Raw genomic sequence first — 26,637 nt, 5'->3', positions numbered from 1 at the left:
ATCGATTCTTGCTGGCTGGGCTGGAGGATCCGGATGAAGGACGTCGCAAAAACCCGCAAAACGCAGCTGGCCGAGCACTTGAAGGTCTCGATCCTGACTTTGCGCCTGCAACCTGGCACCGATCTGGACGAGGTGCATCTGTCCGATGCGTTTGGCCTGTCGAGAACGCCTTTACGCGAAGTGTTCCGACAACTCGCCGGAGAAGGATATCTGGACCTGCGAACAAACCGCAGCGCGCGCGTGTCCGAAATGTCGTATACCACCTTGCGCGATTTCTTTCTGGCCGCTCCGATGATCTATGGTGCAATCCTGCGACTGGCAGCGGCGAATGCAAAGCCTGTGCAGATTGAAGCCCTGAAAACCGCACAGCAGGCATTCAAGGCCGCGCTGCGGGATGGGGCAGCCGAAGAGCGCGCCCTGGCCAATAACCGCTTTCACGAAGTGACCGGCGAAATGTCGGGCAATGTCTATCTATTGCCCTCTTTCAACCGTTTGCTGATAGACCATGCCCGTATCGGCATGACCTTCTACCGGCCACAGTCGGGCAGGATGGTCGAAAACCTGTCCGAGGCAAGCCAGCAACACGACGCCATCATCGACGCCATAGAGACACGCGATGAAACGGCTGCTGCGCAGCTGGCCGAAGATCACTGGAACCTGTCACGCGATCAGATCGAACTGTTCGTGATGCCCGATGCGCTGGATGTCCCAATGGGCCTCCCACCGCTTTCGAAACCTGCATGAGGACGGAATGAATCCAATTTTCCGATTTGAGGGGGTCTATACCCCGGTGGTCACGCCCTATCAGGCCGATGACAGCGTCAACTGGGACGCGCTGGCGCAGGTGATCGAGCTTCTGATCAAGAATGGCGTGCATGGTCTGATCTCGGGCGGGTCGACCGGTGAGAATTATGCGCAGACCGTGGAGGAACGGCTGGAATTGGCGCGGTTCACCCATGTGCGTCTGAAAGGCCGTTTGCCTCTGGTTGTTGGCACGGGCGCGATGTTGACGTCGGACTCGGTTGCGCTGGCGTCGGGTGCAAAGGAAATCGGGGCAGATGCGATCCTGTTGGCCAGCCCGCCCTATTCGGTGCCCACCGACCGCGAAAATGCGCTGAATGCGCTGGCCATCGACAAGGCCGCCGACCTGCCGGTAATGCTGTACAATTATCCTCACCGCACAGGCACGATGATGGGCGAGGAATTCCTGGACCGCGTCGGACGCAGCAGGAATTTCTGCGGCATCAAGGAAAGTTCGGGCGATATCAACCGGGTTCATCTTCTGGCGCGGGACTATCCGCATATCCAACTGGGATGCGGTATGGACGATCAGGCGCTGGAGTTCTTTGCCTGGGGCGCGCCGTTCTGGGTCTGTGGCGGCTCGAACTTTCTGCCTGCCGAGCATGTGGCGCTATACCAGGCCTGTGTAATCGAGGGCGATTTTGCCAAGGGCCGTCGGATCATGTCGGCGCTGATGCCCTTGATGCGGGTATTAGAACAGGGTGGCAAATTCATCCAGACCATCAAGCATGGTGTCACAATGAATGGGATTGACGCGGGCATCGTTCGGCCGCCGCTGAAATCTTTGAACAAAGATGACAAACGCGCGCTAGAGCAAGTGACGCGCGTGCTGAAACAGAAAATCGCTGACATCATGGCAGAGGAGTAAGGTATGACATTGCTGACGCAGGACGAATACGACTCCATCGCCGCGGGTCTGACCTTGCCAACCGGCGCCTTTATTGATGGCGCGTATCGCCCGGCGATTTCCGGGCAGTCCTTCACAACGGTTAACCCGGCGACCAATAAGAAATTGGCCAACATTGCCGCCTGCAGTGTAGCGGACGTGGATTTCGCCGTCGAGAAGGCGCGCGAAGCGTTCGAAGATGGCCGCTGGTCGAGGCTGCACCCATCCGAGCGCAAAAATGTGCTGATCCGGTTGACCAAACTGATCACACGCAATGCACGTGAACTGGCGGTGATGGAAAGTATCGACAGTGGCAAGACCATCTTTGACTGCGAGACCGTCGACCTGCCCGAGACCATTCATTGCCTGAAATGGCATGCTGAGGCGATCGACAAGATCTATGATCAGGTCTCGCCCGCCAGTGACGACCACATCGCTTTGGTCGTGCGCGAGCCGATTGGCGTTGTCGGGCTAGTCCTGCCCTGGAATTTCCCATTGCTGATGCTGGCATGGAAAATCGGGCCCGCTCTGGCTGCGGGCTGCTCGGTGGTTGTGAAACCGGCCGAGGAAACTTCACTGACGGCATTGCGGCTGGCCGAACTGGCGATGGAGGCCGGTCTGCCACGCGGCGTCCTAAACATCGTCCCCGGCGCAGGTGCCGAGGTGGGCGAACCTATCGGACGGCACATGGATATCGATATGGTGTCCTTCACCGGTTCAACCGTGACTGGCAAACGGTTTCTGAGCTATTCGGCGGAAAGCAACGCCAAAGAGGTGGTGCTTGAAATGGGCGGCAAGAATCCGGCCATTGTGATGGAAGATGCAGAAAATCTGGACCGCGTGGCGGCACATATCGTCAATGGTGCGTTCTGGAACATGGGTGAGAACTGCTCGGCCACGTCCCGCCTGATTGTCCACAAGGCCGTAAAGGCCGAGTTGCTCGACCGCATCGCCCATCATGTAAAGCAATGGAATGTCGGCGAGCCTCTGAACCCGGAAACACGATTGGGCGCAATGGTCAGCGAAGCTCATTTCGATAAGATCTGCGGATATCTGGATCAGGCCGAAAACGTGGTGATCGGAGGCAAAGCGGACAATGGCTTTGTCGAGGCCACCGTAGTCGAACTCCCTGGCAATGACGCCATCCTGGCACGTGACGAAATCTTTGGTCCTATTCTTTCGGTGATCACGGTTTCCAGCTTCGATGAGGCCATCAAGATCGCCAACGATACCGAGTATGGTTTGTGTGCGTCGATCTTCACAGCCAATGCGAAACGCGCCATCCGCGGGGCGCGGATGATCCGGGCGGGAACGGTGACTGTAAACAGTTTTGGAGAGGGCGATATCACCACGCCCTTTGGCGGTTATAAACAGTCTGGCTTTGGTGGGCGCGACAACTCGATCCATGCGCATGACCAGTATACCCAGCTAAAAACCATCTGGGTCGACCTGTCCGACGATGCGGATGAGGCCGTGGATTGAGCAGCTATGCCGCCCGAACCCTGCCTGTCCATCGCGGACCTGCGGCCTGGAGCGTCATATTAGGCGATCCACCCCCAGCCCAAGAACTGGATGGTGATCTGACGGCGGATGTCGTGATTGTTGGTGCCGGTTTCGCAGGCCTGTCAGCGGCACAGCGTTTGAGGCAGCTGCAAAGCGACGCAAAGATCATCGTGCTTGAGGCTGGCCGCGTGGCCGAAGGGGCTGCGGGGCGCAATACGGGTTTTATGATCGATCTGCCACATGACCTGGCCTCGGACAATTATTCCGGGCCGGGGGATGATCGCACCATGATCACATTAAACCGACTTGCAATTGATTTTGCCCGATCGGCGGTCGAGCAATATCAGATCGACCCGAATTTCTTTGATCCGGCTGGCAAGGTTAACGGAGCGGTGAGCGCGGCGGGACATGCACATAATATCAGCTATGCGCATCATCTCAGCACTTTGGGTGAGACCAGTGAAATGCTCGACCAACAGCAGATGCACGCCCTGACAGGGTCGCGCCACTATCGGTCGGGGCTATACACACCCGGCACGGTTATGTTGCAACCAGCAGGCTATATTCGCGGTCTGGCTGCGGGACTGATCAAGGATGGCATTGCATTGTACGAGAGCTCTGGCGTGACCGGGTTTGAGAAGCAAGGCGGTGCGTGGCTGGTAAAAACCGCGCGCGGTACCGTCAGCACTGGTACAGTCATCCTGACGGTGAACGGGCATCTGGAAAGCTTTGGGATCGAGCGCGACCGGCTGATGCAACTGTTCCTTTTTGCGGCAATGACCCCTGAGCTGGACGCCGAAGTGCTGTCGCGGCTTGGGGGGCAACCCCGCTGGAGTGTCACACCATCTGATCCGTTGGGTACAACGATGCGGCGCATTGATACGGCGCAGGGCGGCAATCGGATCATAACCCGTACCTGCGCGGCCCTGCGCCCGGGCATGACCTCAACTGCTGGTGATCTGGCGCGCGCCTCGCGGGTGATGCAGCGCAAATTCGACCAGCGATTTCCGCAGTTGGCGGGGCTGGACATGCAATATCACTGGGCCGGTCATCTCTGCCTCAGCCTGAACGGCGTTTCCGTCGCGCGAGAGGTCGAACAGGGCGTGATTTCCGGCTGTGTCCAGAACGGGCTGGGCACGGCGCGCGGCACCCTGACCGGTATCGCGGCAGCAGAACGCACCTGCGGCCACAGCTCGAATATCACCCGGTATTTCGACGCCCAGGATCAACCCAAACGCCTGCCCCCAAAGCCATTCCGAGAGATCGGTGCCAATGCAGTGCTGCGCTGGAAAGAATGGCGCGCGCGGGACGAGTGATCAGGGCAGGCTCAGCTTGGCCATGCGGCCTCCGTCGACTGTGTAGACCTGCCCGGTGATAAAGCTGGCATCATCCGACGCCAGGAAGGCGACCAGCGCCGCAACCTCTTGCGGGCTTCCGGTTCGGGCAACGGGGTGTATGCGCTTGATATCCTCGTGAAATGTCTCCGGGTCCGGCATTGAGGCGATGAAATCCACGTTCAACTCGGTGTCGATCCAGCCAGGGGCCACGGCGTTGCAACGAATGCCCTCTGCTCCATGATCCACGGCCACCGCTCGTGTCAGGCCATGCAACCCGGCTTTGGATGCGCAATAGGCAGCATGGCCGGGATTGCTGCCCAGCCCCTCAATCGAGCCGATATTGACAATCGCCCCGCCCGCCCGCCGTAGATGGGGCAGCGCCGCCTTGATCAGCAGGAACGGGGCCGTGAGGTTGACTGTCAGCGTGCGCTGCCAGTCTGCAAGGCTCATCTGCTCGACGCCGGCTTCCTGCATCATGCCTGCATTATTGACCAGAATGTCCAATCGCCCGGACAGATCAACGACCTGATTGACCACCGTTTGCGGGCTGAGGGGATCTCTGAAATCCGCCTCGAACCCTTCGAATTCCGGATCGCTCCCACGTTGCGCGGTAAAGACCCGTGCACCTTCGTGTTGCAAACGTTCCGCGATGGCGCGTCCGATACCGCTGCGCCCGCCCGTGACCAGCGCGGTTTTGCCGGTAAATCGCGTCATGAAACCGGTTTTCCTCCGTTCACTTCCAGCAATGCCCCGCACACATAGCGTGCGGCGTCCGAGGCAAGAAACATCACCACATCAGCAATATCCTCGGGCTCGGCGATACGCCCCAAGGGCACCGTCCGGCCCAGCTCGGCCACGGCAGTATCCGGATCGAAGCCGCGTTTTTCAAACCCCGACCGCAGCATCGGCGTGTTTACTTCATTCGGGCAGACGGCGTTAATGCGGATGCCCTGATGCGCGTGGTCCATACCCATGCATTGTGTCAACGACGCAATAGCTGCCTTGGTCATGCAATAGACCGCGTGGTTCGGCCCAGGGCGCAGCCCCCAGCATGACGCGGTGTTCACGATCGCGCCACCACCACGCGCCGCCATGATCGGGATTGCGGCGCGACAGATGCGAAAGGGCGCCTCGACATTTACGCCCAGCGACAATGCCCAGTCGGTATCCGAAGTCTCGGTCACCGCTCCGCGGGTGATGACCCCCGCATTGTTGACGACGATATCCAGCCCGCCCAGCGCATCCGCCGCATGTTGCGGCAATGCATCTGCATAAGCACTCTCGCGCAAATCGCCGGGCAAATGGGCGTCGGCTTCGATACCCTCAACCGAAACGTCCGCAACCGCAACTCGTGCCCCTGCCTGCCGCATCCGCTGTGCAATGGCAGATCCGATGCCACCCGCAGCCCCTGTGATGAGCGCTGTTTTGCCCGTCAGCTCCATTTTCCCTCCGAGTGCTAAATAGAAACCCACCCGACAATGCAGTCGGGATAGGTCCAAGGCGAAATCTTTAATAGGTTTGGTTCAGCTCGTCAGCGGCGGGAATTTCCCGTTCTCGCCGGGCAATATAGTCCAGCAGGGCCTCGTTTTTGGCCACGTCCAGTGTCGGTTCCTGGTATTCGGCCAGCAGCTTGCGCGCGTGCTTCAACGCGCGCTCAGTGATCTCAACCCCGCCTTCTGCCACCCATTGTTCAATCGAGTTATTGTCGAACATCTCGGGCATGAAAAACGCCGTTTGAAAATTGTCCTGCGTGTGCGGATGACCCAGATAGTGCCCGCCTGGACCGACCTCTGGAATGGCGGCAAGAGCTTGGTCGAAATCATCCCATTGCGGGCCTTCTGCCATGCGATAAGCCATCGCACATTGTTCAGCATCGACAATGAACTTGGCGGTGGAACAATGCATCCCAGCCTCATTCCAGCCAGCCGAATGCCAAATATAGTTCGCACCGGAATGAAGAACCGCCTGCAGCGTCGTGGCGGATTCGTACCCGGCCTGCGCATCAAATGTCTTGGCCCCACCCAGCGTGTTCGAGGTGCGCCATGGAACGTCGTAGAACCGGGCCATCTGCCCGATCATAAAGTTCATCAGGCTGATCTCGGGCGTGCCGGCCATCGGGGCACCTGATTTCATCGACACCGTCGACAGGTAGTGCCCGTAAATCGCCGGAGCACCTTTGCGAATGACTTGGGTATAGGCCAGCGCGCTCAGTGCTTCGGCGTTCAATTGCGCCACGGTGGCGGGAACCGATGCGGGCGTATTGGCCCCGCCCAAAACAAAGGGCGAGCACAACACAGGCTGATTGCGGCGAGAAAAGGCCCGCATCGCGCCCAGCATCGTTTCGTCCCAGACCAGCGGAGAGTTTCCGTTGCAGTTGCCCGTGGTGACCGGATGATCTTCAATGAAATCTTCCCCGAACAGGATCGCACACATCTCAATGACGTCTTCGGCGTTTCTGGGCGAGGTGGTCATTCCCATAAACGTCTTGTCCGAATGTTTCATCGACGAATAGGTAATCCGCAGATGTCGCTGACTGATCGGGTGGTCGTAAGGTTCGACAATGTGATGCGCCGAGGAATGCATCGCCGGCAGCATGTGGCTTAGTTTGTGGAACATTGCTAGATCATCGAGCGTCGGATTGCGCCTCACGTCATCGAGATCGCGCAGAAAGGGCGCGCCGGTCATCGGCACAAAGATCGAGTGCCGTCCGCCCAGTCGCACGTTCTTGTTCGGATCGCGAGCATGATAAGTGAAGGTGCTGGGAATGGTGGCGATCAGCTCTCGGACCAGGCCCCGGTCCAGATAGACCAGTTCGCCCTCGACTGTTGCACCAGCTTTTTTCCAATCCTCCAGTGCGATTGCATCGCGAAACTGAACACCGACATTCTCGAGAATATCCATTGAGGCGCTGTCGATCCGGTCGATCTGGCTGCCATCCATCACCTCGCATAGGGGGATGCCTCGGGTCAGGCCGGGCAACATCTCGAAATTCGGAGCAGAGCGCAGCGCGCGCCGGGCCGCACGGCCACCGGTTCGGGTCATGGTACGCATATTCACAGGGCGATCCTCCAATCCTCCCCAAAAGATTGCGGTATTTGGTCAAAGCAAGCCTCACTAATTGCGATACATGTTTGCAGGAAGCGACCCGCACCCGAAACCGCCGAAATGATCTACAGACCCATGATGACGACCAGACCTGCTATCAGTTCTGCCATGCTTAGCGCGGGATCATCTCCGCCCATATCCATGATCCACTCCATGTCGGTGATGGCATAAGAACCGTCAATGAACTGGCTGACACCAAACCCGGTCGTCACAGAAACATTGCCTGATCTTTACCGCACGTATCGGAAACACGGCACTCAACATCATCGTTTTGGAAAATTTCTTCTGGCGCACAATCTTAAAAAGTCCAATATTTGAGTGAGAAGAATTAACCTGAAGACCACCAACGGCTACACCTGTCATGTCCAGACGCCACTATAATCTGCCGCCACTCACCACGCTGTCGGCCTTCGAAGCCGCTGCGCGCCATCTAAGCTTTAAGAATGCGGCTGAAGAACTGTCGGTAACGCCGGGCGCGGTCAGTCATCAGATCAAAGCGTTGGAAGGTGATCTTGGCACCGCCTTGTTCCAGCGCAAACACCGAGGGGTCGAACTGACGGAAGACGGCAAAGCGCTGTATGACGTGCTGGCTTCTTCGTTTACCCGCATCTCAAAAACACTGGCAACAATCCGCGACCGTGCCACCGTCGAAAAGGTAACCGTAGGATCAACCACTGCAGTGGCTGCTCTTTGGTTGTCGCCATCGGTAATCCGGTTCTGGCGCGAAATGCCTGAAGTAAATGTTGACCAGCTTTCACAGGATCGACCATTTCGGGATCGGCCGGATATCGATTTCTTTATTCGCTACGGCCGGGACGGCAACGGTGACCTTTCGCACACTCCTCTGTTTCGGGATTGTCTGGTCCCCGTCGCCTGCCCAGAGGTGGCGGATCGGTTGGCCGGTGCAAGCCTTGAAGATCTCGCCGCTGAACGACTGATACATCTGGACTCTGAAGACCGCAGCTGGACCACTTGGCCCGAATGGTTTCAACAACTCGGGTACACGGGAACCATTCCGATCGATTCTCGTGTGAACAGCTATTCGGTAGCCCTCCAGCGGGCGCGTAAGGGGGCCGGGCTGGTTCTTGGATGGCAACGCTTGATCCAACCCATGCTGCAATCGGGAAAGCTGGTGGCAATCGGGCCCCACCTCCAGATCGCTCCAAACCAGTTTTATCTGGTTGGCCGCTCGGATGAAGACTTGTCCGAAAGTGCCCGGGCGCTGAAAGATTGGATCATTCAAGAGGTTCAGGACGGTTCGGTTTAGGTGAAATCACCCTGTGATGAGGTTTTCTGATATTGAGTGGATGCCAGCGTATCCGCCAATAGAGACCAAACAACACCTGCAGGAGAGCCCGATGAACAAGCATACTGCGTTGTCTTCCGTTCTGGTCGATGTGAATGTCGCAAACGGCCTGCCAAACGAACACTATATCGACCCGGCACTTTTCGCCGAAGAGCGTAGATCGGTTTTGTACGCCAACTGGTCCGGGATCGGCTTTGGCAAAGACGTGCCCGAGGAAGGCGATGCCATGCCGGTCGATTTCCTAGGCATGCCTTTACTAATCGTGCGGGATCGGGATGGTGAGGTTGGCGTATTTCAAAATACCTGCCGTCACCGCGGGATGATCCTTGTCGATACCCCTCGCAAGATAAGTGGCGCGATCCGTTGCCCCTATCACAGCTGGTGCTACAGCCTGAAGGGAGAGCTGCGTGCGACGCCACATGTTGGCGGCGCCGGTCACAACACCCATGAGGACGTGGATCGCAAATCTCTGGGCCTGATCCGTATTCGCTCTTATGTCTGGCGGGACGTGGTCTTTGTGAATGTGGACGGCAATGCACCCGAATTCGAAGAGGCGCACGCCGCCCTATTGGAACGCTGGAAAGAGTTTGATCAACCAGTACATCACGGCGGTGAGGCCTCTTCGTTCAAGTTGGAGGTCAAGACCAACTGGAAGCTGGCGGTTGAGAACTATTGCGAAAGCTATCACCTGCCCTGGGTGCATCCCGGCCTGAACAGCTATTCGCGACTTGAGGATCACTATAACATCGAAGTGCGCGGGCACTATTCCGGTCAAGGCACGCTTGTCTATCGACAACTCACTGACCATGACGGCACCACATTCGCCGATTTCGACGGGCTCAGCGATCGATGGAATGAGGGTGCAGAGTATGTGGCCGTGTATCCGAATGTTCTTTTGGGTGTGCAGCGTGACCATGCGTTTGCCATTGTCCTGGAACCGGTTGATCACGAAAATACCGTTGAGCATATCGAGCTTTATTATGCCAAAAGCATCGAAGACACACCTGAACATGATGGCCTGAGGGCGGCAAACGCCCAGCAATGGAAAACTGTGTTTGAAGAGGATGTGTTCGTTGTTGAAGGGATGCAAAAGGGTCGGCACGGAATGTTGTTCGACGGCGGTCGATTCTCTCCGGTGATGGATGGTCCGACCCATAATTTCCATCACTGGGTTGCGACACAGATTGAAAGCGGTCGCGCCGACTGAACCAGCTGTCTGGCCACGCACGACTGGCCAGACGCGACGGAGACCCGATGGACAGAACAGAACTGGATCGCTTGCTACTTGAGGCGCATGATCATGATGATCCTGCCGCGTTGGTCCGCTATTACACTATTGCAGCAGATGAATGCGAAGCGGTGCAAGATATCGACGCGGCCTGTTTTTACCTGACCCACGCCTTTATATTCGCCCTGGAAGCCGGGGCCTCTGAAACAGATGAATTGAACCACAGACTGGTCGAGTATGGACGTGCATAGTGGTGGGCATCGGAGACTAACCTTGGTTTATATCTGTTCAATCCCACGTGAAATTTAAACCCGTTGTCTTGGGTTCAGTACTGGTAACACATGACGACAAGACCAAAATTTTGGATGACAGACTCATGAAGACAAATGCACAGGCAGTGGTAATCGGCGGTGGTGTGATTGGGTGCTCGATCCTGTATCACCTGACCAAATCGGGGTGGTCAGACGTGGTGCTGTTGGAACGGGATGAACTGACATCCGGCTCGACCTGGCACGCGGCGGCGAACATCCACGGACTGCATGACAGCACCAATATCAGCCGCATCCAACACTATACGATGACGCTGTACAAAGAGCTTGAGGCTGAAACCGGCCAAAGCTGCGGCGTGTTCCAGCCCGGCTCGTTATATCTGGCCCAAACCGAAGAGCGCGAGCACCAGCTGAGGCTGCAGGCCGCCAAGGCCAAGCTGTACGGGATGAATTTCTATGAGATCAGCATCGAAGAGGCGCAGCGTCTGAACCCGCTGGTCAATTACGATGGCATCCGATGTGTCATGTACGAACCTGATGGCGGTAATGTTGATCCCTCGGGGGTCACCAACGCCTACGCTGTCGGCGCGCGCCAGCGTGGGGCCGAAATCCACCGCTTTACGCCGGTCACTGCGACAGATCAGCAAGAAGACGGCACCTGGATCGTACGCACCCCTAAGGGGGACATCCAAACGCCGTGGGTTGTGAATGCCGCCGGTCTTTGGGGCCGCGAAGTTGCCATGTTGGCCGGGATCGAGCTACCCCTGCAACCGACCGAGCATCAGTATTTCGTCACCGAAACCATGGCTGACGTCGCGGCGCATGATACCCGCCTGCCCTCGGTCAGTGACCGCGATGGCGAGTACTATTTGCGGCAGGAAGGTCAGGGCCTTTTGGTGGGGGCTTATGAAAAGGATATGAAATTCTGGGCCGAGGACGGCACACCCCTGGATTTTGCCCATGATCTGTTTCCCGACGATCTGGAGCGGATCGAAGAGAATATGATGAACGCCATCGAACGCGTACCTGCCGTGGGCGACGCCGGGATCAAACGGGTCATCAACGGACCGATGATCTGGTCACCGGATGCCAACGTTCTGATGGGACCAGTGCCCGAGGTCGACGGCTATTTCTGCTGCAACGGCATCATCCCGGGATTCTCGCAATCGGGTGGCATGGGCCTGATGGCGGCGCAGTGGATCATCGAAGGCGAAACCCAATACGACATGTTCGCCTGGGACGTGGCGCGGTTCGACACATGGGCTACCAAAGATTTCACCAAGGCCCGCGTGCAGGATCAGTACGCACACCGCTTTGCCATCCACTTCCCAAATGAAGAACGCAGCGCAGGACGCCCTGCCCGGACCCGCCCGATTTATGACAGGCAAAAGGACATGGGTGCCGTCTTTGGCCTGAATGTCGGATGGGAACACCCGCTGTGGTTCGCAGAGGCGCCCGGCGCCACGGACACCAACGGATTCATACGCCAGAACTGGTGGGAACCGGTGGGCGCGGAATGCCGGATGCTGCGCGATCGGGCCGGGATCATCGACATCTCAAACTTTGCCAAATATGTTTGCAAAGGTCCGGGAGCCGAGGGTTGGCTTAATGCCGTATTCGCAAATTCCATGCCGAGATCGGTTGGTCGATCCTGCCTGACCCCGCTGATCTCAAAACGGGGAGGTATTGCCGGCGATTTCACCGTGACCCGCGTGGCCGACGACGAATTCTGGATCATCGGCTCGGGCATGGCCGAGCGCTATCACAAACGGTTCTTCAAACAGGTTCCTCTGCCCGATGGCACCCGTTTCGAAAGCCGCACCGAAGAGACTTGCGGCTTTAACGTGGCTGGCCCGAAATCGCGGGAAATCCTGCAACGGCTTACGAATACCTCGCTCAGCCCCGAGGATTTCCCCTTCATGCGCTCGCAACAGATCGAAATCGCCGGAATTGCGGTCCTGGCGCTGCGTGTCTCCTTCACCGGCGATCTGGGCTGGGAGGTGCATTGCGCCGCGAAAGATCAGCTCCGCCTGTATGAGGCGCTGATCGAGACCGGAAAAGAGTTCGGCGCAGGCCCAGTTGGCAGCCGCGCACTGATGTCGCTGAGGATCGAAAAGGGCTATGGGTCTTGGGGGCGCGAATACAGCCCCGAATACTGGCCACACGAGGTCGGTTTGGACCGGTTGTGCAAATTCGACAAATCGTTCCTAAACAAAGATGCCGCCAATTCTGCCATGACCTCTCCGGCCAGAGAGCAGCTTGTCCTGCTGCATCTGGACGAAGCCGACACCGCAGCTTCGAACGCTGACGCGACCGGAGGCGAACCCATTTTCATGGACGGGCGCGGAATCGGTCGGGTGACATCGGGCGCTTATGGCTATTCCGTGGGTATGTCGCTGGCCTTGGGCTATGTTTCGGGTGCCGAGGCCGGCGATAGGGTCGAGGTCATGGTATTAGGGCGCCCGCATAGGGCAACGATCCTGAAAGAACCGCCCTTTGATCCAACTGGGACGATCTTGCGCGGCTAACCCAGTCCGCATTAGATCCTTTAAGCGAGCTGTGGACATTGCCTTCGGGTTGTGGCGCTATCCGGTCAGTAATCTGATCTGCTCCATCCAGAGGATAGGCTGATGACAATCTTCCTGACTATTGCGCTGTTCATTGCGCTGTTTCTTGTTGCGATGAATCTTTGGACACGCAAGCTGACCCGTGACGGCCGGATGCGTGTCCCACAACCGGGGGTTATCATTCCCGTGCGCGGCGGCAATATCCACTATGTGGAAAAGGGCGACCCTTCCAATCAGACGGTTGTGCTCATTCATGGGCTGGCCGGGCAGTTGCAACATTTCACCTACGCCTTGATGGATAAACTGGCCGAGGATTTTCACGTCATTGCCGTGGATCGCCCCGGTTGCGGATACTCAACTCGTGAGACGGCAGAGCTTGGGCGGTTGCCCGAACAGGGCCGCATGATACATGAATTTCTAGAGGCAAAGGGGGTTAGCAACCCAATTCTGGTCGGCCATTCGCTGGGTGGCGCGGTTTCTCTGGCGATGGCGCTGGATTACCCGGACAAGATCAAAGCGCTGGCCCTGCTAGCTCCGCTTACTCAGGCGATGCCCGGGCCGCCCGCCGTGTTCAAACCGCTTGAAATCCGGACAGAATGGCTGCGCAGTCTGATCGGCAACACGATTGCCGTCCCGCTGGCCGCAAAAACCGCACCGCACACCCTTAGCGCGGCTTTTGCGCCAGAACCCGCGCCCCAAGACTTTCTGGACCGCGCCGGCGGCGCTTTGGGGATGCGTCCATCCGCGTTTATCAGCGCCTCACAGGATGTGATCGGGATTGAACAGAGCATGCCGGCGCAAGTCGCCCGTTATGGCGACCTGAAAGTGCCTGGCTCCATATTGTTTGGAGCACAGGATGCGCTCTTGTCAGCCACGCAACACGGTGAATCAATGCAGGCGTTTGGTCTGAGTTTTGAACAGATCGAAGGGCTGGGCCATATGATCCCCCTGACAGTCCCGGACATCTGCAACAACTTCATTCGCGGCGTGGTACAAAATACAGAACCCAGGGCGACGGTTGTGCCGAATTCGGATTAGTCCCAGCTAAAATATTCCCAACAAAGGCGCCATTTCCCTCTTGACCCTCCCCAACCCCTCCCTTAAATCGCCATTCACTCATGGCGGAGTAGCTCAGTTGGTTAGAGCAGCGGAATCATAATCCGCGTGTCGGGGGTTCAAGTCCCTCCTCCGCTACCAAATTCCCATAACATATCAGTTAGAAACGTGAACTCAGCGTTGCTCTCACGTACCGCAAAGATGGTTTGGGTGGCATTTTAGGTAACAGCAGACGAATTTTGTGGTCGAAAAGAACTGGGAATCGTCACGAAAAAGCGGGAAGCCGCCACACACCACAGCCAGTCCTATTTCGCTCCATGAGTTGAGATGCAGGCTCTCAGGGGCTCCTCCTCCGTCGCTCCGCTGATTTCCGGAATGCAAACATTTACAGGCGCGCATCCCCATGCCTTTTAACGCGTCTCGGAACCAATCAGAATCATAGCCGCGATCACCAAGTAGCCAGCCCACATTCGGTATGCTTTTGAGCAGAGCCCAGGCACCGGTGTAATCGCTGACTTACCCGCCGGTACCGAAGAAGTTGAGTAGACTTCTTAGTATCAGGACGAAAGCAGCCTTGCACACACAGCCTTTCTTTCTCCATTTACAAATAATAACATTCATTTTATTGATTGTGTATGGATGGAAATACATTTTCTCGCCGCACTTTCTTGTACAGCGCCGCTTGCCTTGGGATGCTTGGTACTCAATCCAGGATCGTAAGGGCCGAGTTGCAACTCGGCTCTTCAGCTCGGATTTCAACCGTATCAGACGGGTACCTGTCATTGCCACCGGAAATGGTCTTTGGGTCCATGCCGAAAGAAGAACTCGAGCAGCTTCTGAATCGCAATCGAGTGGACGCGACCAAGTACGAGCCAGAGTGCAACGTGGCGCTCTATCGTGATGGTAAAAACACGGTGCTATTCGATGTCGGAGCTGGGCCGGATTTCATGCCCACGTCTGGCAAACTTTTGGAAACTGTTGAAACAATCGGCCTGTCGCCCGAAGACGTTTCACACGTGGTTTTCACCCATGCGCACCCGGATCACATCTGGGGCATTTTGGATGACTTCGACGACCTGCTTTTCCCCAACGCGACGCATCACTTTGGCCGTAAAGAGTGGGATTATTGGTGGAACCCTTCAACGGTGGATTCGATAGGAGAAGATCGCGCTGCGTTCGCTGTAGGCGCGAAGCGCCGGATGGCAGAAATTGAGGATCAGGTGGCGTTCTTTGACGACGGACAAGAGATCCTTCCAGGCATTGCCGCCCGTGCAAGCTTTGGGCACACACCCGGCCACATGGCGTTTGAAATCCGCAGCGGCAGTGAATCCGTGATGATTGTCGGCGACGCGTTGGGAAATCCACACGTGGCTTTTGAACGGCCTGATTGGCACAGTGGTACGGATCAGGATCCACAGACAGCTGCAGCAACTCGTAGTTTGCTGCTAGATCAGATTTCTCGCGAGCAAATGAAGATAATTGGCTTCCACCTGCCGAATGGTGGAATCGGCCGGGTCGAAAAAACTGGCTCTGCGTATAAGTTCATTGGAGAACCAACATGATACGAACGCTTGCGATTGCCTTGGCCTTGGCCGCACCAGCTTGGGCAAGCGAGGAAATTGCAGACCAATATCCGCAAAGCGTGCTGTATTCCAAACCGGTCGAGTATTTCCCTGGCGTCTATTCCGCCATTGGCGCAACCGCCCCACCGACCTATGAAAACTCTGGTCACAACAACAATCTCAGTTTCATTGTAACCGGTGAAGGTGTGGTCGTCATAAACGGCGGTGCAGCCTATGTCCTTGCCGAAGCGCTTCACAAGGAAATTCAGGCCATCACGGATCAGCCGGTCAGACTTGTCTTCAACGAGAATGGCCAGGGGCACGCGATGCTTGGCAACGCTTACTGGTCAGAACTCGGCATTCCGATCATCGCACATTCAGAAGCAGCGGCTGAATTCGAGGAATATGGCCTGCAAATTCTGCAAGGAATGCAGCGATACAATCAGGACAAGGCAGACGGAACATTCCTGGCCGGCCCAACCGAGACATTCGATGATGAATACGTGGTTGAGATGGGTGAATTCCGGATTGAGGCAAAGTACCTCGGCCCCGCCCATAGTCCCGGCGATATCTCGATCTGGTTGCCGAACCAAAGCCTTGTCATTGCGGGAGACATGGCGTTTCACGAACGCATGCTGCCAATCTTTCAAGACACCTATACAGCGGATTGGCTTGAAACTTGGGACACCGAATTCGAGGCTTTAGATGCTACTTATGTGATACCGGGACACGGCCATCCTACGAACATGGATCAGGTGCGCCGCTATACACGCGACTACCTGATATATCTGCGCGGCAAGATTCAAGAGCATATGGATGCAGGAGGTGATCTGGCTGAGGCTTACTACGTCGATCAGTCACCTTACGCCAACCTGGACACGTTTGAAGAACTGGCCACGAAAAATGCAGGGCGCGTTTTCGAACAGATGGAATTCGAGTAGCTCAGGAATGTTGCGGAACAGGGATTAGCATCAATAATCTATGCGTGCTGATCGCCCCGACCCACATGAAAAATACGGCAACCCATGCGGTCAATGACAGGGCGGACCCTCCTGAAAGCCCGGCACCCACCGCGCAACCTCCCGCCAGCATGGCCCCAAACCCCATGAGAACAGCCCCTACGAGGTAGCGTTCCATCGGAGTTTCCGAGCCAAATCGTTCGATCCTCCACTCCCCTGCAGTCAAGGCTGAGCCTGCCGCGCCAATTACTACGCCTGGGACAAGGCCGATACCGAAGGACAACACAACGTTTCGACTTGCAACCAACGCCATTAGTGTGTCCGTGGCCGGTCCGGTAAACGTGACTGAAGACACAGGCACGACTTCAAAAGATGCTTGCGCGATGGCAAATGTTATCAACCAGCCGAGCGCCACAGCCAGGCCAACTCCTGCGGCCGCTATGATCCTTATAGGCGCGACTTTCCGGTGGGACGCAAAGACAATGGCCGACACCAGTCCCAACGCTGCAACTGCTGTATAAACCGTTGGCGAGAGCCCAAGTATTTCTGAAAGATCACGCGGCGCGCCTCCTGGGACAGCCCAGATACCAGACAGCAACTCGCGGGCGGGACTAAGAACACCGGTATAGGCGGCTTGAGCCACTAAGGTCAAAACCAATCCCGTAACCAGGGCGCGCAGATTACCGCAGGAGGCTAATACCAAAAGGCGAGATGCACATCCACACGCCAGAACCATGCCTGCGCCGAACATCGCTCCACCGATTACCGCGCCGCTCAGGCTACCTGTCGACGCGATTGCACGTGTCTCGGAAAGGTCTAGCCAGTCAAACGCGATAAGCGCCTGTACCAAGGCGAGCGCAGTGGTGAAGGCGATCAGCCAAACCGCCAAGCGGGGACCTAGCTCGCCTTCGGCGACTTCGACTGCCGACGCTCTTAAACAAAAGTGAGACTTCTGAGCCGTCACGCCAAACAAGATACCGACGAGCACTCCGGCAAATGCCAAGGCGCCAGAGTCTCCCAACAGATCGATGAGTCTCTCCATCAACAGAAACTCTCACTTCGTAGCGTGTGCATCCTTGTCTTCGGTCAAGTTGTCATTGCGCGACCATTGGCCTGCGCGCCAACTGGCATTGCGTCCACAACTCACCCAATGCAGATACCAGTCGATCCACGTCTTCAGCAGAATGCACCGGCGACGGAGTAATCCGTAGACGCTCCGTTCCCTTGGGAACGGTTGGATAGTTGATCGGCTGGATGTAAATTCCATAGTCACGCATCAGTACATCAGAGATGAAGCGACACTTAACCGGATCGCCGACCATGACCGGAATGATGTGACTTGGGTTCGGAGTATGGGGAATACTCAGTTCGTCCAGCCTGTCTCGAACTTCGCGCACTCGCTGCTGGTGCAGATATCGTTCCGCATTGCTTTGCTTCAGGTGCCGAACCGAGGCTGCCGCACCTGCGGCTACGGCCGGAGGCAATGCAGTGGTAAAGATAAACCCGCTGGCAAAGGACCGGACGAAGTCCACAAGCTCTTTCGACGCCGCGATGTATCCACCGACGACACCGAAGGCTTTGCCTAATGTCCCCTCGATAACGGTTAGGCGATCCATCAGGCCTTCACGTTCGGCGATGCCACCGCCGCGCGGTCCATAAAGCCCTACGGCGTGAACCTCATCCAAATAGGTCATCGCGTCATAGCGATCCGCCAGATCACAGATCTCGGCAACTGGCGCTATATCACCATCCATGGAATAGACGCTTTCGAACGCAATGAGCTTTGGTGCGTTGGCTGGTATGTCAGCAAGCTGCCTTTCAAGGTCTGCAATATCATTGTGCTTCCAGATCCGCTTTTGACAACGGCTGTGGCGAATTCCCTCAATCATCGAGGCATGGTTCAACTCGTCTGACAGTACGGTGATACCAGGAATGCGGGAGGCCAAAGTTCCGAGAGCCGCCCAGTTTGAAACGTAGCCGGACGTAAATAGCAATGCCGCCTCTTTGCAGTGCAAGTCGGCAAGTTCCTGTTCCAGCAAAACGTGCTCATGAGTGGTTCCAGAGATATTCCGCGTACCACCCGCCCCGGCACCACACTCATCAATCGCTTGGTGCATTGCTGCAAGAATGCAGGAGTGTTGACCCATGCCAAGATAATCATTTGAGCACCAGACAGTGACTTTTTCGGGACCGTCTTCTGCGTAATTGCGCGCGGTCGGGAATGCACCGCACTGCCTTCCGAGATCCGCAAAGACCCTATAGTTCCCTTCCTCTTGAAGCTGGTCCAGTTGATCACGAAAAAACTGCTGATAGTTCATTTCAATTCCCTACGGCCTCTTCGACGATCTCGGATAACAGGGTCTGAACCTTTTGCATTGGCCCGTCAGGGTAGCCTCGATATCCCACCATCACGCCACTGTCGTCTTCGGCTACAAAAATCCCGTAGGGGCAGAATCCGATATTCATAGGGTCGGCTTCCATCACCTCGCGCGAGATTTTTGCCGAGCAGAAAATGAAGATATCTGCGGCCGCAAATATCTGCTTGTCACTGCCGACATCAGCGCCCGTGCGATTCAACATGTCGCCTACGTGGCTTACATGGTCGATGACCAGTCCCTGTCCGACAATCGCGGACTCGACGGCGAAGGTTGCATCATCAAAACTGCCGTCAAATGGGGCAGTGATGATCTCTTCCGCAAACGCATGGCTCACCAGAACAGTGAAAAACGCGGCTACAGCGATAAAGTGTTTCATGATTTTAATCCTCCTCTTGAGCCGCATCTTCTCAGATTGCTCATCAAGGTCTTTGACACCAGTCAAAACCCCTGAATACCTTAACCGAACATGTCTGAAGTGATACCAGCGTACCAACCCAGCGACTCTTCATAAGTTGCTTTTCTCAAGTCCGCATCTTCGCCGGTCTGGCTGATAAAGCCGTCCACTTTGGCAATCTTTTCGGGAGTCGCTTCGTAAGTTGCGCCAACCTTGACGCCATCATCGGTGTCGATGAGCGACCAGCACGTGTTGGAGAACTTGGCCGGAAACACTTTGGACCCGGTCAACGCACCTCGCACGGCATTCGCACAGACTTTCGCCTGACTGTTGGCCGAGAAGCCGGATTTGGGCATGTCACCCTGTTGGCTGGCGTCACCAAGAACGTAGATATCCAGGTCGGCTTTGGAGGACATATCCGCGGCGTTCACGGGTGCCCAGTTGCCATCGGTCACCCCTGCCATTTCCGCAATGCGCCCGGCTTTCATCGCTGGGATCACGTTGCAGACATCGACCTTGGTTTCTTCGCCGTCGATAGTAACGGTCATTGCATCCGGGTTTACGGCGACATTGCCGCCGCCGAAATCTTCGCCAATCCAGTCAACCATTCCTTCGTAGTGGTTGGCCCAACCCTCTTGGAACAATGACATCTTGGAAAACTTCGGTTTCGGGTCGGCAACGATGATCTTTGCTGTCGGGTTGTTCGCCTTCAGAACATGCGCAACCATTGAAACCCGCTCATACGGTCCGGGTGGGCAACGGTACGGATTCGGTGGCGCGACCATTGCAAATGTACCGCCTTCGGGCATTGCCATGATCTGCGCCTTGAGAAGCTCGGTCTGAGATCCAGCCTTGTAGGCATGCGGCATTTTATTTTGCGCCGAGACGTCCCAGCCCTCGACCGCACCATCAACAAAGTCGATACCCGGGCTCAGGATCAGCTTGTCATATGGAACGGATCCGCCACCTGCCAAGGACACCGTCTTGGCATCGCGATCCACCCCTGTGGCCCAATCATGCACCACGTTGATGCCGTAGTTCGCGGCAAGCGTGCCATAGCTGTGGGCAATGTCCGAAAGCTCCTGAAACCCTCCCAGATACAGGTTTGAGAAGAAACAGGTGTAATAGGTCCGCGACGGCTCGATCAACGTTACGTCGATCTCACCCCTGCTGTCTTTTGCGATGTAGCGCGCAGCAGTTGCACCGCCCGCACCGCCGCCGACAACTACCACGCGTGGTTTGCCTTGCGCCAACACCATCGGTGCCGATAACCCGGCTGCTACCACCCCGGCGGCTCCAAGAAATACTCGTCTATTTAGCGTCATCGCGTTTCCTCCTCTTGGACACAGTCACTATGGATTATTGAAGTAGGCAGCCAATGCCGCGATCTCGTCATTGCTCAGCCGTCCGGCAATCATTCGCATGACCGGGTGTGGCCGCTGTTTGTCTTTATATGCGTGCATGGCGACCACGAAGTCTTCGTCAGGCCAGTACACGATCGAGGGAATGCCCTCATCACCTCCGTCGATCTGATGGCACGTTGTACATTCGCTGCTGAGATATGCGCCGTACTCAGGATCTCCTTGAATCGCCAAGATCGCGGGGTCGATAGAATGATCCGTGCCCTTCGCCGTCGGGTCCGCTTCTGGGATGTCCTGAGGATTGTCGGAAAAATCCCGCAAATAGGCGATCACGTTGGCGCGGTCTTCCGGGTCTTTCAGGCCACCAAAACTCATCCTTGTGCCTGACGCGAATGCACGTGGGTTTTCGATGTACGCAGACAGTGTGTCAGCGTGCCACTCCAGACCCGAGCTACCCGCGCGCGCAAGGCTTTTGGAATAGCTAAAGCCATCCAGACCAGCTGCCCTGCGCCCAAAAATCCCATTCAGATGCGGACCGATTTTGTTTTCGGCCCCTTTTCCAACCTGATGACAGCCTTTGCATTTGGCAAACACGGCTTTCCCTGCCTCAGCATCGCCAAGGTCTTCTGCAGCGTATGTCGATGAAGCAGTAGCCCCAAAGAACGCGGCACAGACAAGCGCGTTCGACCAACGCATCGTCAACTTCCAAACGTCTTTAGATAGATGATCAAAGCTTCGATATCGTCCTGTTTTCTGAGACCTGCAAAAGACATCCTTGTGCCTTTCATGTATTCCTTGGGCTTCGCAAGAAAGGCAGCCATTTCTTCATCGGTCCAGACTAGTCCTGCCTCCGCAGACGCCTGCATCGCTTTGGAGTATTTGAAGCCCTCGACCGATCCAGCATTAGCTCCGATTACCCCGTTCAGAGCAGGCCCAGTGCTGTGCTTTGCACCTTCACCAATTTGATGGCAGGATTTACATTTCTTAAAGACTTTCTCTCCGGCAGCAGCCAGTTCTGTAACCTCGTCTGTCACTTCGGTTTCTTGAGCGGCCGGTATGGCTGCGGCCTCTTCATCAGGCTTTGGCGCTGCAGTTGGAATGAACGAGGGGCCTTCTGCCGAAAACGTCGGCAACTCATCCGGGCTGGCATTATTCATGACCGAGTTCGAACCACCCTCCGCGGGAGTCTCAACCAGAAAAACAGAACGCATCGTGACGGCGGTCTCTGCCTTGCAGTTCTCCATGCAAGGCTCTTTGCGCCATTCAGTGTATTCGGTCTCGGGTCGTACATCGACTACGAAACCGTCCATATTGTACATTTTGAACTCGGCGAAGTTTTCGTTGTTTAGCTCGAAATCGTCATCCACCAAATCATTGGAGTAGAGGATGTATGCGACAATTGCGTAGGTCTCATCCGCTGCCAGCGTGCCCGCTTCACCAAAGGGCATTGAGCGGGAAATGTAATCCCAGGCAGTCGACAAATGTGGCCAATATGACCCAACGGTTTTTACAGGATCTTCGTCTGCAAGCGTGTCAAACCCACCGGCCAGAACAGGCCAGTTATCGGCACCTTCGGCAAATTCACCGTGGCACGACGCACAGCGGGCCACAAACACCTCTTCTCCGGTCCAGACGTCGCCTGAACCTACGGGTAGGCCACGCCCATCAGGCAAGACGTCAACGTCCCAGGCCGCGATCTCTTCCTTCAGTGCCGACCGCCCAAGCCCAAGGCTACTCTCGCGGATGGGCGCGGATGCGGTCAAGTTCGCACCATTGGCGACCCGTTCTGCCGCCGCAGCCTGGATTTCTTCGACTTTGATCTCCAGTTCGGCTGCTCGTTTGGATTCTGCTTCCGCATTCTCCTGGGCAACTGCTGCATGCGCCTCAACCTGCCCTATCCGGGTCTCCAATGTCTCAATCTTCGAGTGGCCGTAGTTCCGGTTCGCGAAAGACACAGCTACCGCAAGCACCAACGCCGTACCGCCAAATACGGGCAGGAAAACATGACTAAGAGACTTCAACATTCTCGGCGATCCCTTCTGCGCTCACGTACCAAGTCTGGATACAGTTGTTGTGGTAGACCGAGTTTTCTCCGCGTTTTTCACGCAACTGGTCTTTGGTTGGCTGCACATAACCGGTCTCGTCTATCGCCCGGGCCTGCAAGAGCATTGGCGCCCCGTCCCAGTTCGTATCGAGATAGAAACGTGTAAGAGCCTTGGTGTCGCCCTGCTTACCAAGACGCGCTGTCTCCCATGTGATCCCACCGTCCTTTGACACATCGACCCGTGTAATTTGTCCGTGGCCTGACCAGGCAAGCCCGGAAATGACCAGCGGACCCGGTCCGTGTTTGATCGGCATTTGCGGGCTGGGTGAGGTGATGACAGACTTAGCATCCATCACCCAAGTCCATTTCTGGGCCGTGCCATCGACGTAAACATCAGTGTATTTTGATGTTTCTTCGCGGCTTTCGACCGCCATATCGACAACCTCGATCCGGCGCAGCCACTTGACCCACATGTTGCCTTCCCAACCCGGCACCACGAGACGCACAGGGTACCCATGCTCCATCCGCAGCGCTTCGCCATTCGCCTTGAATGCAACCAACACGTCATCCAGCGCTTTTTCCATCGGGATAGAGCGGCCATTGGACGACGCATCTGCGCCCTCAACATAGACCCATTTGTCAGGTGAGATGTCGGCACCTGCTTCCTGCAACAGCGTGCGCAGCGGAACACCGGTGTATTCCATGTTGTGAATCATGCCATGAGTAAATTGGACGCCGTTGAGTTGCGCACCAGCCCACTCCATACCCGTGTTCGCCGCACATTCGCAGAAATACACGTGGTTTTCGCGCGGGAACCGCTCAATGTCTTCGTATGTAAAGACAAGCGGGCGATCAACCAGCCCGTTGATCATCAGGCGGTAGTCCTCCTTGCGCAGCTCGATCGCACCTGAATGGTGACGCTCAAAGGCGCATCCCTGCGGAGTGATCGTGCCATCGAGCGCGTGGATCGGCGTGAAGTTGATCGACGAAATCGGAGAGGCGGTCAGCCATTCCACATTGCGGCGCACGACATGGGATTCAAAGCTGATCGGCATGCCATAAGGCGTCTCATCAACACCTGCCCCCGTATAAGATGCCCAATCCTGAAGCTCTGTTATCAGTGGGTCGGGTGTTTCTGCCGCTGCCGCACCTGCAACGGATCCTGCGGCGACCGCGGCACTGCCTTTCAGGAAGGCCCGGCGGGACGGTTTGAACGCGTCATCCATATCTCTTAGGTCTCCATCGGTTTCTTAAGCGCCGATTACTTCGACACTGGTGTTCTCTTGCACCGTTACGGTGCCAAGGTTGCGAACATGGTTTTCGACGACATCCCAAATCGGCGGGCCCTCGGTGCCTTCGTTGACGCTGGCCCAACCGGCCACGACATAGGACTTGGCCGGGTCGATCGCCTCACCGGTTTTCAACAGCGTCATGTCGCTGATCCTCTGCCCCTGCGGCTTGGTTACGTCGATCCGATAACCCAACCCGCCAACGCGGACCATGTCGCCACCCTGCTGGTAATAGGGGTCGGGATTGAACAGATTGTCGCCGACATCTTCCAGGATGACATGGATGAACTCCCCGGTCATTTCTGTGCGATAGGCGTTCGGATAGGACATCGAGGTGACGTTCCAAATATCCTCTCGCGTTATTTCTTGCCCCGGCAGGATTGACGGCCCCCAACGGACGCCGGGCGACATTGCGATATCTGCCTCACGCTCATTGATCAGAGCATCGCAGATCAGGTCATCCCAAGTGCCGTTGAAGTTGCCGCGGCGGTACAGCAACGAGTCCGTTTTGCCGATCACCTCACTCAGCGCCGCCTCATAAGGCGCGCGCTGATCATTTATCAGAGCAGTGATCGCAGGATCTGGTGCAATAACATCAGAGAAAATCGGGATAAGCTTGTGCTTTAGCCCCATCATCTGCCCATCGCGCACGTCGAGATCTACACGGCTGACGAATTTGCCGTTCGATCCAGAGGCGATGATATGCGTTTCACCCACCAGAACCGGCTCGGGCAGCGCGTCATGGGTGTGGCCACTGAGGATAACGTCTATCCCCTGAACACGACCCGCCATCTTCTTATCCACATCAAAGCCGTTATGGCTTAGGACAACAACGACATCGGCGCCGGCATCGCGAACTTCGTCCACCATTTCCTGCATGTTCTCATCCCGGATCCCGAACGAGTATTCGGGGAACATCCATCCCGGATTTGCAATCGGCATGTAAGGGAAGGCCTGTCCGATCACCGCAATCTTGGAACCGCCCCGATCAAAGAACTTGTAGGGTTTGAACATCTCTGCGGGTTCATCCCATTCCGCATCAAAAATGTTCTGCCCCAAGGCGGCAAAAGGCAAACCTTCGACAATCTCATTGACCCGATCACTGCCCAACGTGAACTCCCAATGGAAAGTCATCGCATCGGGTTTCAGCGCATTCATGACGTTGACCATGTCCTGACCGGCCGTCTGATAGCAGGTGTAAGAACCGTGCCAAGTATCACCCCCGTCAAGAAGCAACGCATCAGGACGGTCCGCTCGAATGGCGTTGATGACAGTTGAGACCCGATCCAAGCCACCCACCCGACCGTAGGTCTTGGCCAGTGACTCAAAATCGGTGTAGGTCAGCGCATAGGCCGACGGGCTTCCATCTTCTATCCCGTATGCCTTGCGGAACGCGGCGCCAGTAACATGCGGCATCTGTCCTCTTGCATCGCCAATACCAAGATTGACTTCGGGTTCACGGAAATAAATTGGTTTGAGTTGCGCGTGAATGTCGGTGACATGAATCAGGCTGATATTGCCAAAGGTCTCGAACTCTAGCAGTTGATCCTGCGTTAGACTTTGCTGCGCAGCAAGCTTGGCCCAGTTGCCAAACCCGGACGCTCCGAACAGAGCCGAGGCCGCCATTGAAACCTGCAAGAAGTCACGTCGAGAAATCATCTATCAGCTTTCCTTTTACACATATATATGTGTGAATGTTATATAAGTGAAAAACCCGCTCCGGGCATTGCCCAGGCGGGTCATTCGTTATTGACGTACAGCTGGGGTTTCGACTGAAAGCCCGTTGCCACGCGAAGCGACATAGAGCTCCAGTGCCCGGAACTCGTCCGACCCTTCGGCAAAGGTTTCCGCACGCGTATCGCGAATACAACCGCGGAACCGATTGTGGCGCGAGATCAGTTTGGCCTGCTTCAAACGATAGGTAGGGAATCCATTTATCATCCCCTGGCTCAGGTGATCCGCTCGGATCATATTGCCCCAGTTTTCTTCATGACAGTTGGCGCAGCTCAGTTCCAACTGACCGTAGCGGGTATAATAGATTTCCTTGCCCTCTTGCCAGAATGGCGCGGCATTACCATCAATAGCAACGTTCATGGGCATCCCGCGTGACTGCAGACCGATCAATGCGACCATACCCTGCATGTCACCACCAGACCATTTCCAGGCATCGGCCTCCATGCGATCGGTACGGCACTTGTTGATCAGATCTTCCATAACCACCAGCTCGCCGCTTTCAGCATCGACCTTGGGCATGGACGCCTGCAGTCCTTTGAAGCTTTCCACTCCATCATGGCACGAGGCACAACTTTCACCTGCAGCACCATCAACTGCCTCATAGAGGTCGGCTGCCTGATCGACGAAGATCATTGCCGGATTGTCAAAATCATCAATCTGCAGTGCCTGAGTTTCATCTGTGCGGAAATGCCAACCCGAATAGATCGTGTCCAAATTCTCCAGATGCGCCGAGGCCTCGGTGACCGAGGTCATATTCAGCTCGTCATTGATCACAAGATTATCTTCGTCCGGTCCAGCCATTGCTGCCACTGGGAAAGCCAGAACAGCCGCGATCGCCGTAAGTGCCTTGGTATTCAT

General features: G+C 56.2%; 24 protein-coding genes, 1 tRNA gene and 1 pseudogene. 12 read left to right on the top strand and 14 right to left on the bottom strand.

Going from position 1 to position 26,637, the window contains the following annotated elements; all coding sequences use genetic code 11:
- The first annotated feature begins 33 nt into the window (after positions 1 to 33).
- The 4 genes from AC2FIM_RS07250 to AC2FIM_RS07235 are packed head-to-tail and all read left to right on the top strand — an operon-like array spanning position 34 to position 4,506.
- Positions 34 to 744: a GntR family transcriptional regulator gene (locus AC2FIM_RS07250; RefSeq protein WP_142635889.1), complete on the top strand. Its 711-nt coding sequence runs from the start codon at positions 34 to 36 to the stop codon at positions 742 to 744.
- 7 nt (positions 745 to 751) lie between these two features.
- Positions 752 to 1,669, top strand: a complete 918-nt coding sequence (locus AC2FIM_RS07245; protein WP_496676274.1) for a dihydrodipicolinate synthase family protein — start codon at positions 752 to 754, stop codon at positions 1,667 to 1,669.
- A gap of 3 nt (positions 1,670 to 1,672) precedes the next feature.
- Entirely contained in the window at positions 1,673 to 3,169 is a 1,497-nt protein-coding gene (locus tag AC2FIM_RS07240; protein WP_496676277.1) for an aldehyde dehydrogenase, read from the top strand.
- A complete protein-coding gene (locus AC2FIM_RS07235; protein WP_282021560.1) occupies positions 3,166 to 4,506 on the top strand; it encodes an NAD(P)/FAD-dependent oxidoreductase in 1,341 nt (446 codons plus the stop codon). The genes AC2FIM_RS07240 and AC2FIM_RS07235 overlap by 4 nt, the downstream gene beginning before the upstream one ends.
- On the opposite strand, the gene AC2FIM_RS07230 is transcribed toward AC2FIM_RS07235, so the two are convergent.
- The 4 genes from AC2FIM_RS07230 to AC2FIM_RS07215 form a co-directional block, all read right to left on the bottom strand.
- Positions 4,507 to 5,241 (bottom strand): SDR family NAD(P)-dependent oxidoreductase, encoded by a 735-nt coding sequence (locus AC2FIM_RS07230; protein ID WP_271948143.1) that lies wholly within the window; start codon positions 5,239 to 5,241, stop codon positions 4,507 to 4,509.
- Positions 5,238 to 5,969, bottom strand: a complete 732-nt coding sequence (locus AC2FIM_RS07225; RefSeq protein WP_271948145.1) for an SDR family NAD(P)-dependent oxidoreductase — start codon at positions 5,967 to 5,969, stop codon at positions 5,238 to 5,240. Before AC2FIM_RS07225 ends, AC2FIM_RS07230 begins: the two co-directional genes overlap by 4 nt.
- 67 nt (positions 5,970 to 6,036) lie before the next feature.
- Positions 6,037 to 7,578, bottom strand: coding sequence for a trimethylamine methyltransferase family protein (locus tag AC2FIM_RS07220; protein WP_496676774.1), 1,542 nt, complete (start codon positions 7,576 to 7,578; stop codon positions 6,037 to 6,039).
- A 119-nt stretch (positions 7,579 to 7,697) separates the two neighbouring features.
- Entirely contained in the window at positions 7,698 to 7,844 is a 147-nt protein-coding gene (locus AC2FIM_RS07215) for a hypothetical protein (RefSeq protein WP_416383911.1), read from the bottom strand.
- 149 nt (positions 7,845 to 7,993) lie between these two features.
- Here AC2FIM_RS07215 and AC2FIM_RS07210 point away from each other — a divergent pair, with 149 nt between their 5' ends.
- From AC2FIM_RS07210 to AC2FIM_RS07185, 6 genes are all read left to right on the top strand, one after another.
- Positions 7,994 to 8,899, top strand: a complete 906-nt coding sequence (locus AC2FIM_RS07210; protein ID WP_271948147.1) for a LysR substrate-binding domain-containing protein — start codon at positions 7,994 to 7,996, stop codon at positions 8,897 to 8,899.
- Positions 8,900 to 8,990: 91 nt separating this feature from the next.
- Positions 8,991 to 10,145: an aromatic ring-hydroxylating oxygenase subunit alpha gene (locus tag AC2FIM_RS07205; RefSeq protein WP_142635876.1), complete on the top strand. Its 1,155-nt coding sequence runs from the start codon at positions 8,991 to 8,993 to the stop codon at positions 10,143 to 10,145.
- Positions 10,146 to 10,192: 47 nt separating this feature from the next.
- Positions 10,193 to 10,417 carry a hypothetical protein gene (locus AC2FIM_RS07200; RefSeq protein WP_142635874.1) on the top strand — a complete coding sequence of 75 codons (225 nt, stop codon included), beginning with the start codon at positions 10,193 to 10,195 and terminating at the stop codon, positions 10,415 to 10,417.
- 125 nt (positions 10,418 to 10,542) lie between these two features.
- Positions 10,543 to 12,963 (top strand): GcvT family protein, encoded by a 2,421-nt coding sequence (locus AC2FIM_RS07195; protein ID WP_496707954.1) that lies wholly within the window; start codon positions 10,543 to 10,545, stop codon positions 12,961 to 12,963.
- A gap of 102 nt (positions 12,964 to 13,065) precedes the next feature.
- Entirely contained in the window at positions 13,066 to 14,040 is a 975-nt protein-coding gene (locus AC2FIM_RS07190) for an alpha/beta fold hydrolase (RefSeq protein WP_142635870.1), read from the top strand.
- A gap of 82 nt (positions 14,041 to 14,122) precedes the next feature.
- A tRNA-Met gene (locus tag AC2FIM_RS07185) sits at positions 14,123 to 14,199 on the top strand.
- Positions 14,200 to 14,445: 246 nt separating this feature from the next.
- On the opposite strand, the pseudogene AC2FIM_RS07180 reads toward AC2FIM_RS07185, so the two are convergent.
- A pseudogene (locus AC2FIM_RS07180) lies at positions 14,446 to 14,574 on the bottom strand (IS5/IS1182 family transposase); the annotation flags it as partial.
- A gap of 293 nt (positions 14,575 to 14,867) precedes the next feature.
- On the opposite strand from AC2FIM_RS07180, the gene AC2FIM_RS07175 reads away from it, so the two are divergent.
- Together AC2FIM_RS07175 and AC2FIM_RS07170 are read left to right on the top strand one after the other, a co-directional pair.
- Positions 14,868 to 15,620: an MBL fold metallo-hydrolase gene (locus AC2FIM_RS07175; RefSeq protein ID WP_496676289.1), complete on the top strand. Its 753-nt coding sequence runs from the start codon at positions 14,868 to 14,870 to the stop codon at positions 15,618 to 15,620.
- Positions 15,617 to 16,561, top strand: a complete 945-nt coding sequence (locus tag AC2FIM_RS07170; protein ID WP_281995313.1) for an MBL fold metallo-hydrolase — start codon at positions 15,617 to 15,619, stop codon at positions 16,559 to 16,561. The genes AC2FIM_RS07175 and AC2FIM_RS07170 overlap by 4 nt, the downstream gene beginning before the upstream one ends.
- Position 16,562: 1 nt before the next feature.
- Here AC2FIM_RS07170 and AC2FIM_RS07165 read toward each other — a convergent pair whose 3' ends face one another.
- The 9 genes from AC2FIM_RS07165 to soxA all read right to left on the bottom strand — a co-directional run bounded on the left by AC2FIM_RS07165 (position 16,563) and on the right by soxA (position 26,637).
- The gene (locus tag AC2FIM_RS07165; protein ID WP_496707956.1) at positions 16,563 to 17,621 is read right to left on the bottom strand and encodes a YeeE/YedE family protein; all 1,059 of its coding nucleotides are present in this window, start codon (positions 17,619 to 17,621) and stop codon (positions 16,563 to 16,565) included.
- Positions 17,622 to 17,673: 52 nt separating this feature from the next.
- Entirely contained in the window at positions 17,674 to 18,897 is a 1,224-nt protein-coding gene (gene hemA / locus AC2FIM_RS07160; protein WP_496676296.1) for a 5-aminolevulinate synthase, read from the bottom strand.
- Between the two features lies 1 nt (position 18,898).
- Positions 18,899 to 19,333, bottom strand: coding sequence for a DUF302 domain-containing protein (locus AC2FIM_RS07155; RefSeq protein WP_496676299.1), 435 nt, complete (start codon positions 19,331 to 19,333; stop codon positions 18,899 to 18,901).
- A gap of 80 nt (positions 19,334 to 19,413) precedes the next feature.
- Complete coding sequence (locus tag AC2FIM_RS07150) at positions 19,414 to 20,676, bottom strand: NAD(P)/FAD-dependent oxidoreductase (protein WP_271948165.1); 1,263 nt, start codon at positions 20,674 to 20,676, stop codon at positions 19,414 to 19,416.
- Between the two features lie 27 nt (positions 20,677 to 20,703).
- On the bottom strand, positions 20,704 to 21,408 hold the full coding sequence (locus AC2FIM_RS07145) for a c-type cytochrome (protein WP_142635858.1): 705 nt from the start codon (positions 21,406 to 21,408) through the stop codon (positions 20,704 to 20,706).
- A 2-nt stretch (positions 21,409 to 21,410) separates the two neighbouring features.
- The gene (locus AC2FIM_RS07140; RefSeq protein ID WP_496707957.1) at positions 21,411 to 22,736 is read right to left on the bottom strand and encodes a c-type cytochrome; all 1,326 of its coding nucleotides are present in this window, start codon (positions 22,734 to 22,736) and stop codon (positions 21,411 to 21,413) included.
- Positions 22,720 to 23,982, bottom strand: a complete 1,263-nt coding sequence (gene soxC, locus AC2FIM_RS07135; protein ID WP_496676312.1) for a sulfite dehydrogenase — start codon at positions 23,980 to 23,982, stop codon at positions 22,720 to 22,722. Before soxC ends, AC2FIM_RS07140 begins: the two co-directional genes overlap by 17 nt.
- A 24-nt stretch (positions 23,983 to 24,006) precedes the next feature.
- On the bottom strand, positions 24,007 to 25,704 hold the full coding sequence (soxB, locus tag AC2FIM_RS07130; protein WP_496676314.1) for a thiosulfohydrolase SoxB: 1,698 nt from the start codon (positions 25,702 to 25,704) through the stop codon (positions 24,007 to 24,009).
- 87 nt (positions 25,705 to 25,791) lie between these two features.
- Positions 25,792 to 26,637 (bottom strand): sulfur oxidation c-type cytochrome SoxA, encoded by an 846-nt coding sequence (soxA, locus tag AC2FIM_RS07125; protein ID WP_496676316.1) that lies wholly within the window; start codon positions 26,635 to 26,637, stop codon positions 25,792 to 25,794.

The sequence above is a fragment of the Ruegeria sp. CDSC052 genome, from assembly GCF_059610685.1.
This window is presented reverse-complemented; position numbering and strand designations above follow the sequence as displayed.

What these genes read in the sequence shown, in the direction of transcription:
- AC2FIM_RS07200 (WP_142635874.1), top strand. Translation starts at nt 10,193, where the DNA reads ATGGACAGAACAGAACTGGATCGCTTGCTACTTGAGGCGCATGATCAT.
- AC2FIM_RS07220 (WP_496676774.1), bottom strand. Translation starts at nt 7,578, where the DNA reads ATGCGTACCATGACCCGAACCGGTGGCCGTGCGGCCCGGCGCGCGCTG.
- AC2FIM_RS07245 (WP_496676274.1), top strand. Translation starts at nt 752, where the DNA reads ATGAATCCAATTTTCCGATTTGAGGGGGTCTATACCCCGGTGGTCACG.
- soxC (WP_496676312.1), bottom strand. Translation starts at nt 23,982, where the DNA reads ATGGATGACGCGTTCAAACCGTCCCGCCGGGCCTTCCTGAAAGGCAGT.
- AC2FIM_RS07175 (WP_496676289.1), top strand. Translation starts at nt 14,868, where the DNA reads ATGCCGAAAGAAGAACTCGAGCAGCTTCTGAATCGCAATCGAGTGGAC.
- hemA (WP_496676296.1), bottom strand. Translation starts at nt 18,897, where the DNA reads ATGAACTATCAGCAGTTTTTTCGTGATCAACTGGACCAGCTTCAAGAG.
- AC2FIM_RS07250 (WP_142635889.1), top strand. Translation starts at nt 34, where the DNA reads ATGAAGGACGTCGCAAAAACCCGCAAAACGCAGCTGGCCGAGCACTTG.
- AC2FIM_RS07165 (WP_496707956.1), bottom strand. Translation starts at nt 17,621, where the DNA reads ATGGAGAGACTCATCGATCTGTTGGGAGACTCTGGCGCCTTGGCATTT.
- AC2FIM_RS07205 (WP_142635876.1), top strand. Translation starts at nt 8,991, where the DNA reads ATGAACAAGCATACTGCGTTGTCTTCCGTTCTGGTCGATGTGAATGTC.
- soxB (WP_496676314.1), bottom strand. Translation starts at nt 25,704, where the DNA reads ATGATTTCTCGACGTGACTTCTTGCAGGTTTCAATGGCGGCCTCGGCT.
- AC2FIM_RS07195 (WP_496707954.1), top strand. Translation starts at nt 10,543, where the DNA reads ATGAAGACAAATGCACAGGCAGTGGTAATCGGCGGTGGTGTGATTGGG.
- AC2FIM_RS07145 (WP_142635858.1), bottom strand. Translation starts at nt 21,408, where the DNA reads ATGCGTTGGTCGAACGCGCTTGTCTGTGCCGCGTTCTTTGGGGCTACT.
- AC2FIM_RS07150 (WP_271948165.1), bottom strand. Translation starts at nt 20,676, where the DNA reads ATGACGCTAAATAGACGAGTATTTCTTGGAGCCGCCGGGGTGGTAGCA.
- soxA (WP_496676316.1), bottom strand. Translation starts at nt 26,637, where the DNA reads ATGAATACCAAGGCACTTACGGCGATCGCGGCTGTTCTGGCTTTCCCA.
- AC2FIM_RS07140 (WP_496707957.1), bottom strand. Translation starts at nt 22,736, where the DNA reads ATGTTGAAGTCTCTTAGTCATGTTTTCCTGCCCGTATTTGGCGGTACG.
- AC2FIM_RS07210 (WP_271948147.1), top strand. Translation starts at nt 7,994, where the DNA reads ATGTCCAGACGCCACTATAATCTGCCGCCACTCACCACGCTGTCGGCC.
- AC2FIM_RS07225 (WP_271948145.1), bottom strand. Translation starts at nt 5,969, where the DNA reads ATGGAGCTGACGGGCAAAACAGCGCTCATCACAGGGGCTGCGGGTGGC.
- AC2FIM_RS07170 (WP_281995313.1), top strand. Translation starts at nt 15,617, where the DNA reads ATGATACGAACGCTTGCGATTGCCTTGGCCTTGGCCGCACCAGCTTGG.
- AC2FIM_RS07240 (WP_496676277.1), top strand. Translation starts at nt 1,673, where the DNA reads ATGACATTGCTGACGCAGGACGAATACGACTCCATCGCCGCGGGTCTG.
- AC2FIM_RS07190 (WP_142635870.1), top strand. Translation starts at nt 13,066, where the DNA reads ATGACAATCTTCCTGACTATTGCGCTGTTCATTGCGCTGTTTCTTGTT.
- AC2FIM_RS07230 (WP_271948143.1), bottom strand. Translation starts at nt 5,241, where the DNA reads ATGACGCGATTTACCGGCAAAACCGCGCTGGTCACGGGCGGGCGCAGC.
- AC2FIM_RS07155 (WP_496676299.1), bottom strand. Translation starts at nt 19,333, where the DNA reads ATGAAACACTTTATCGCTGTAGCCGCGTTTTTCACTGTTCTGGTGAGC.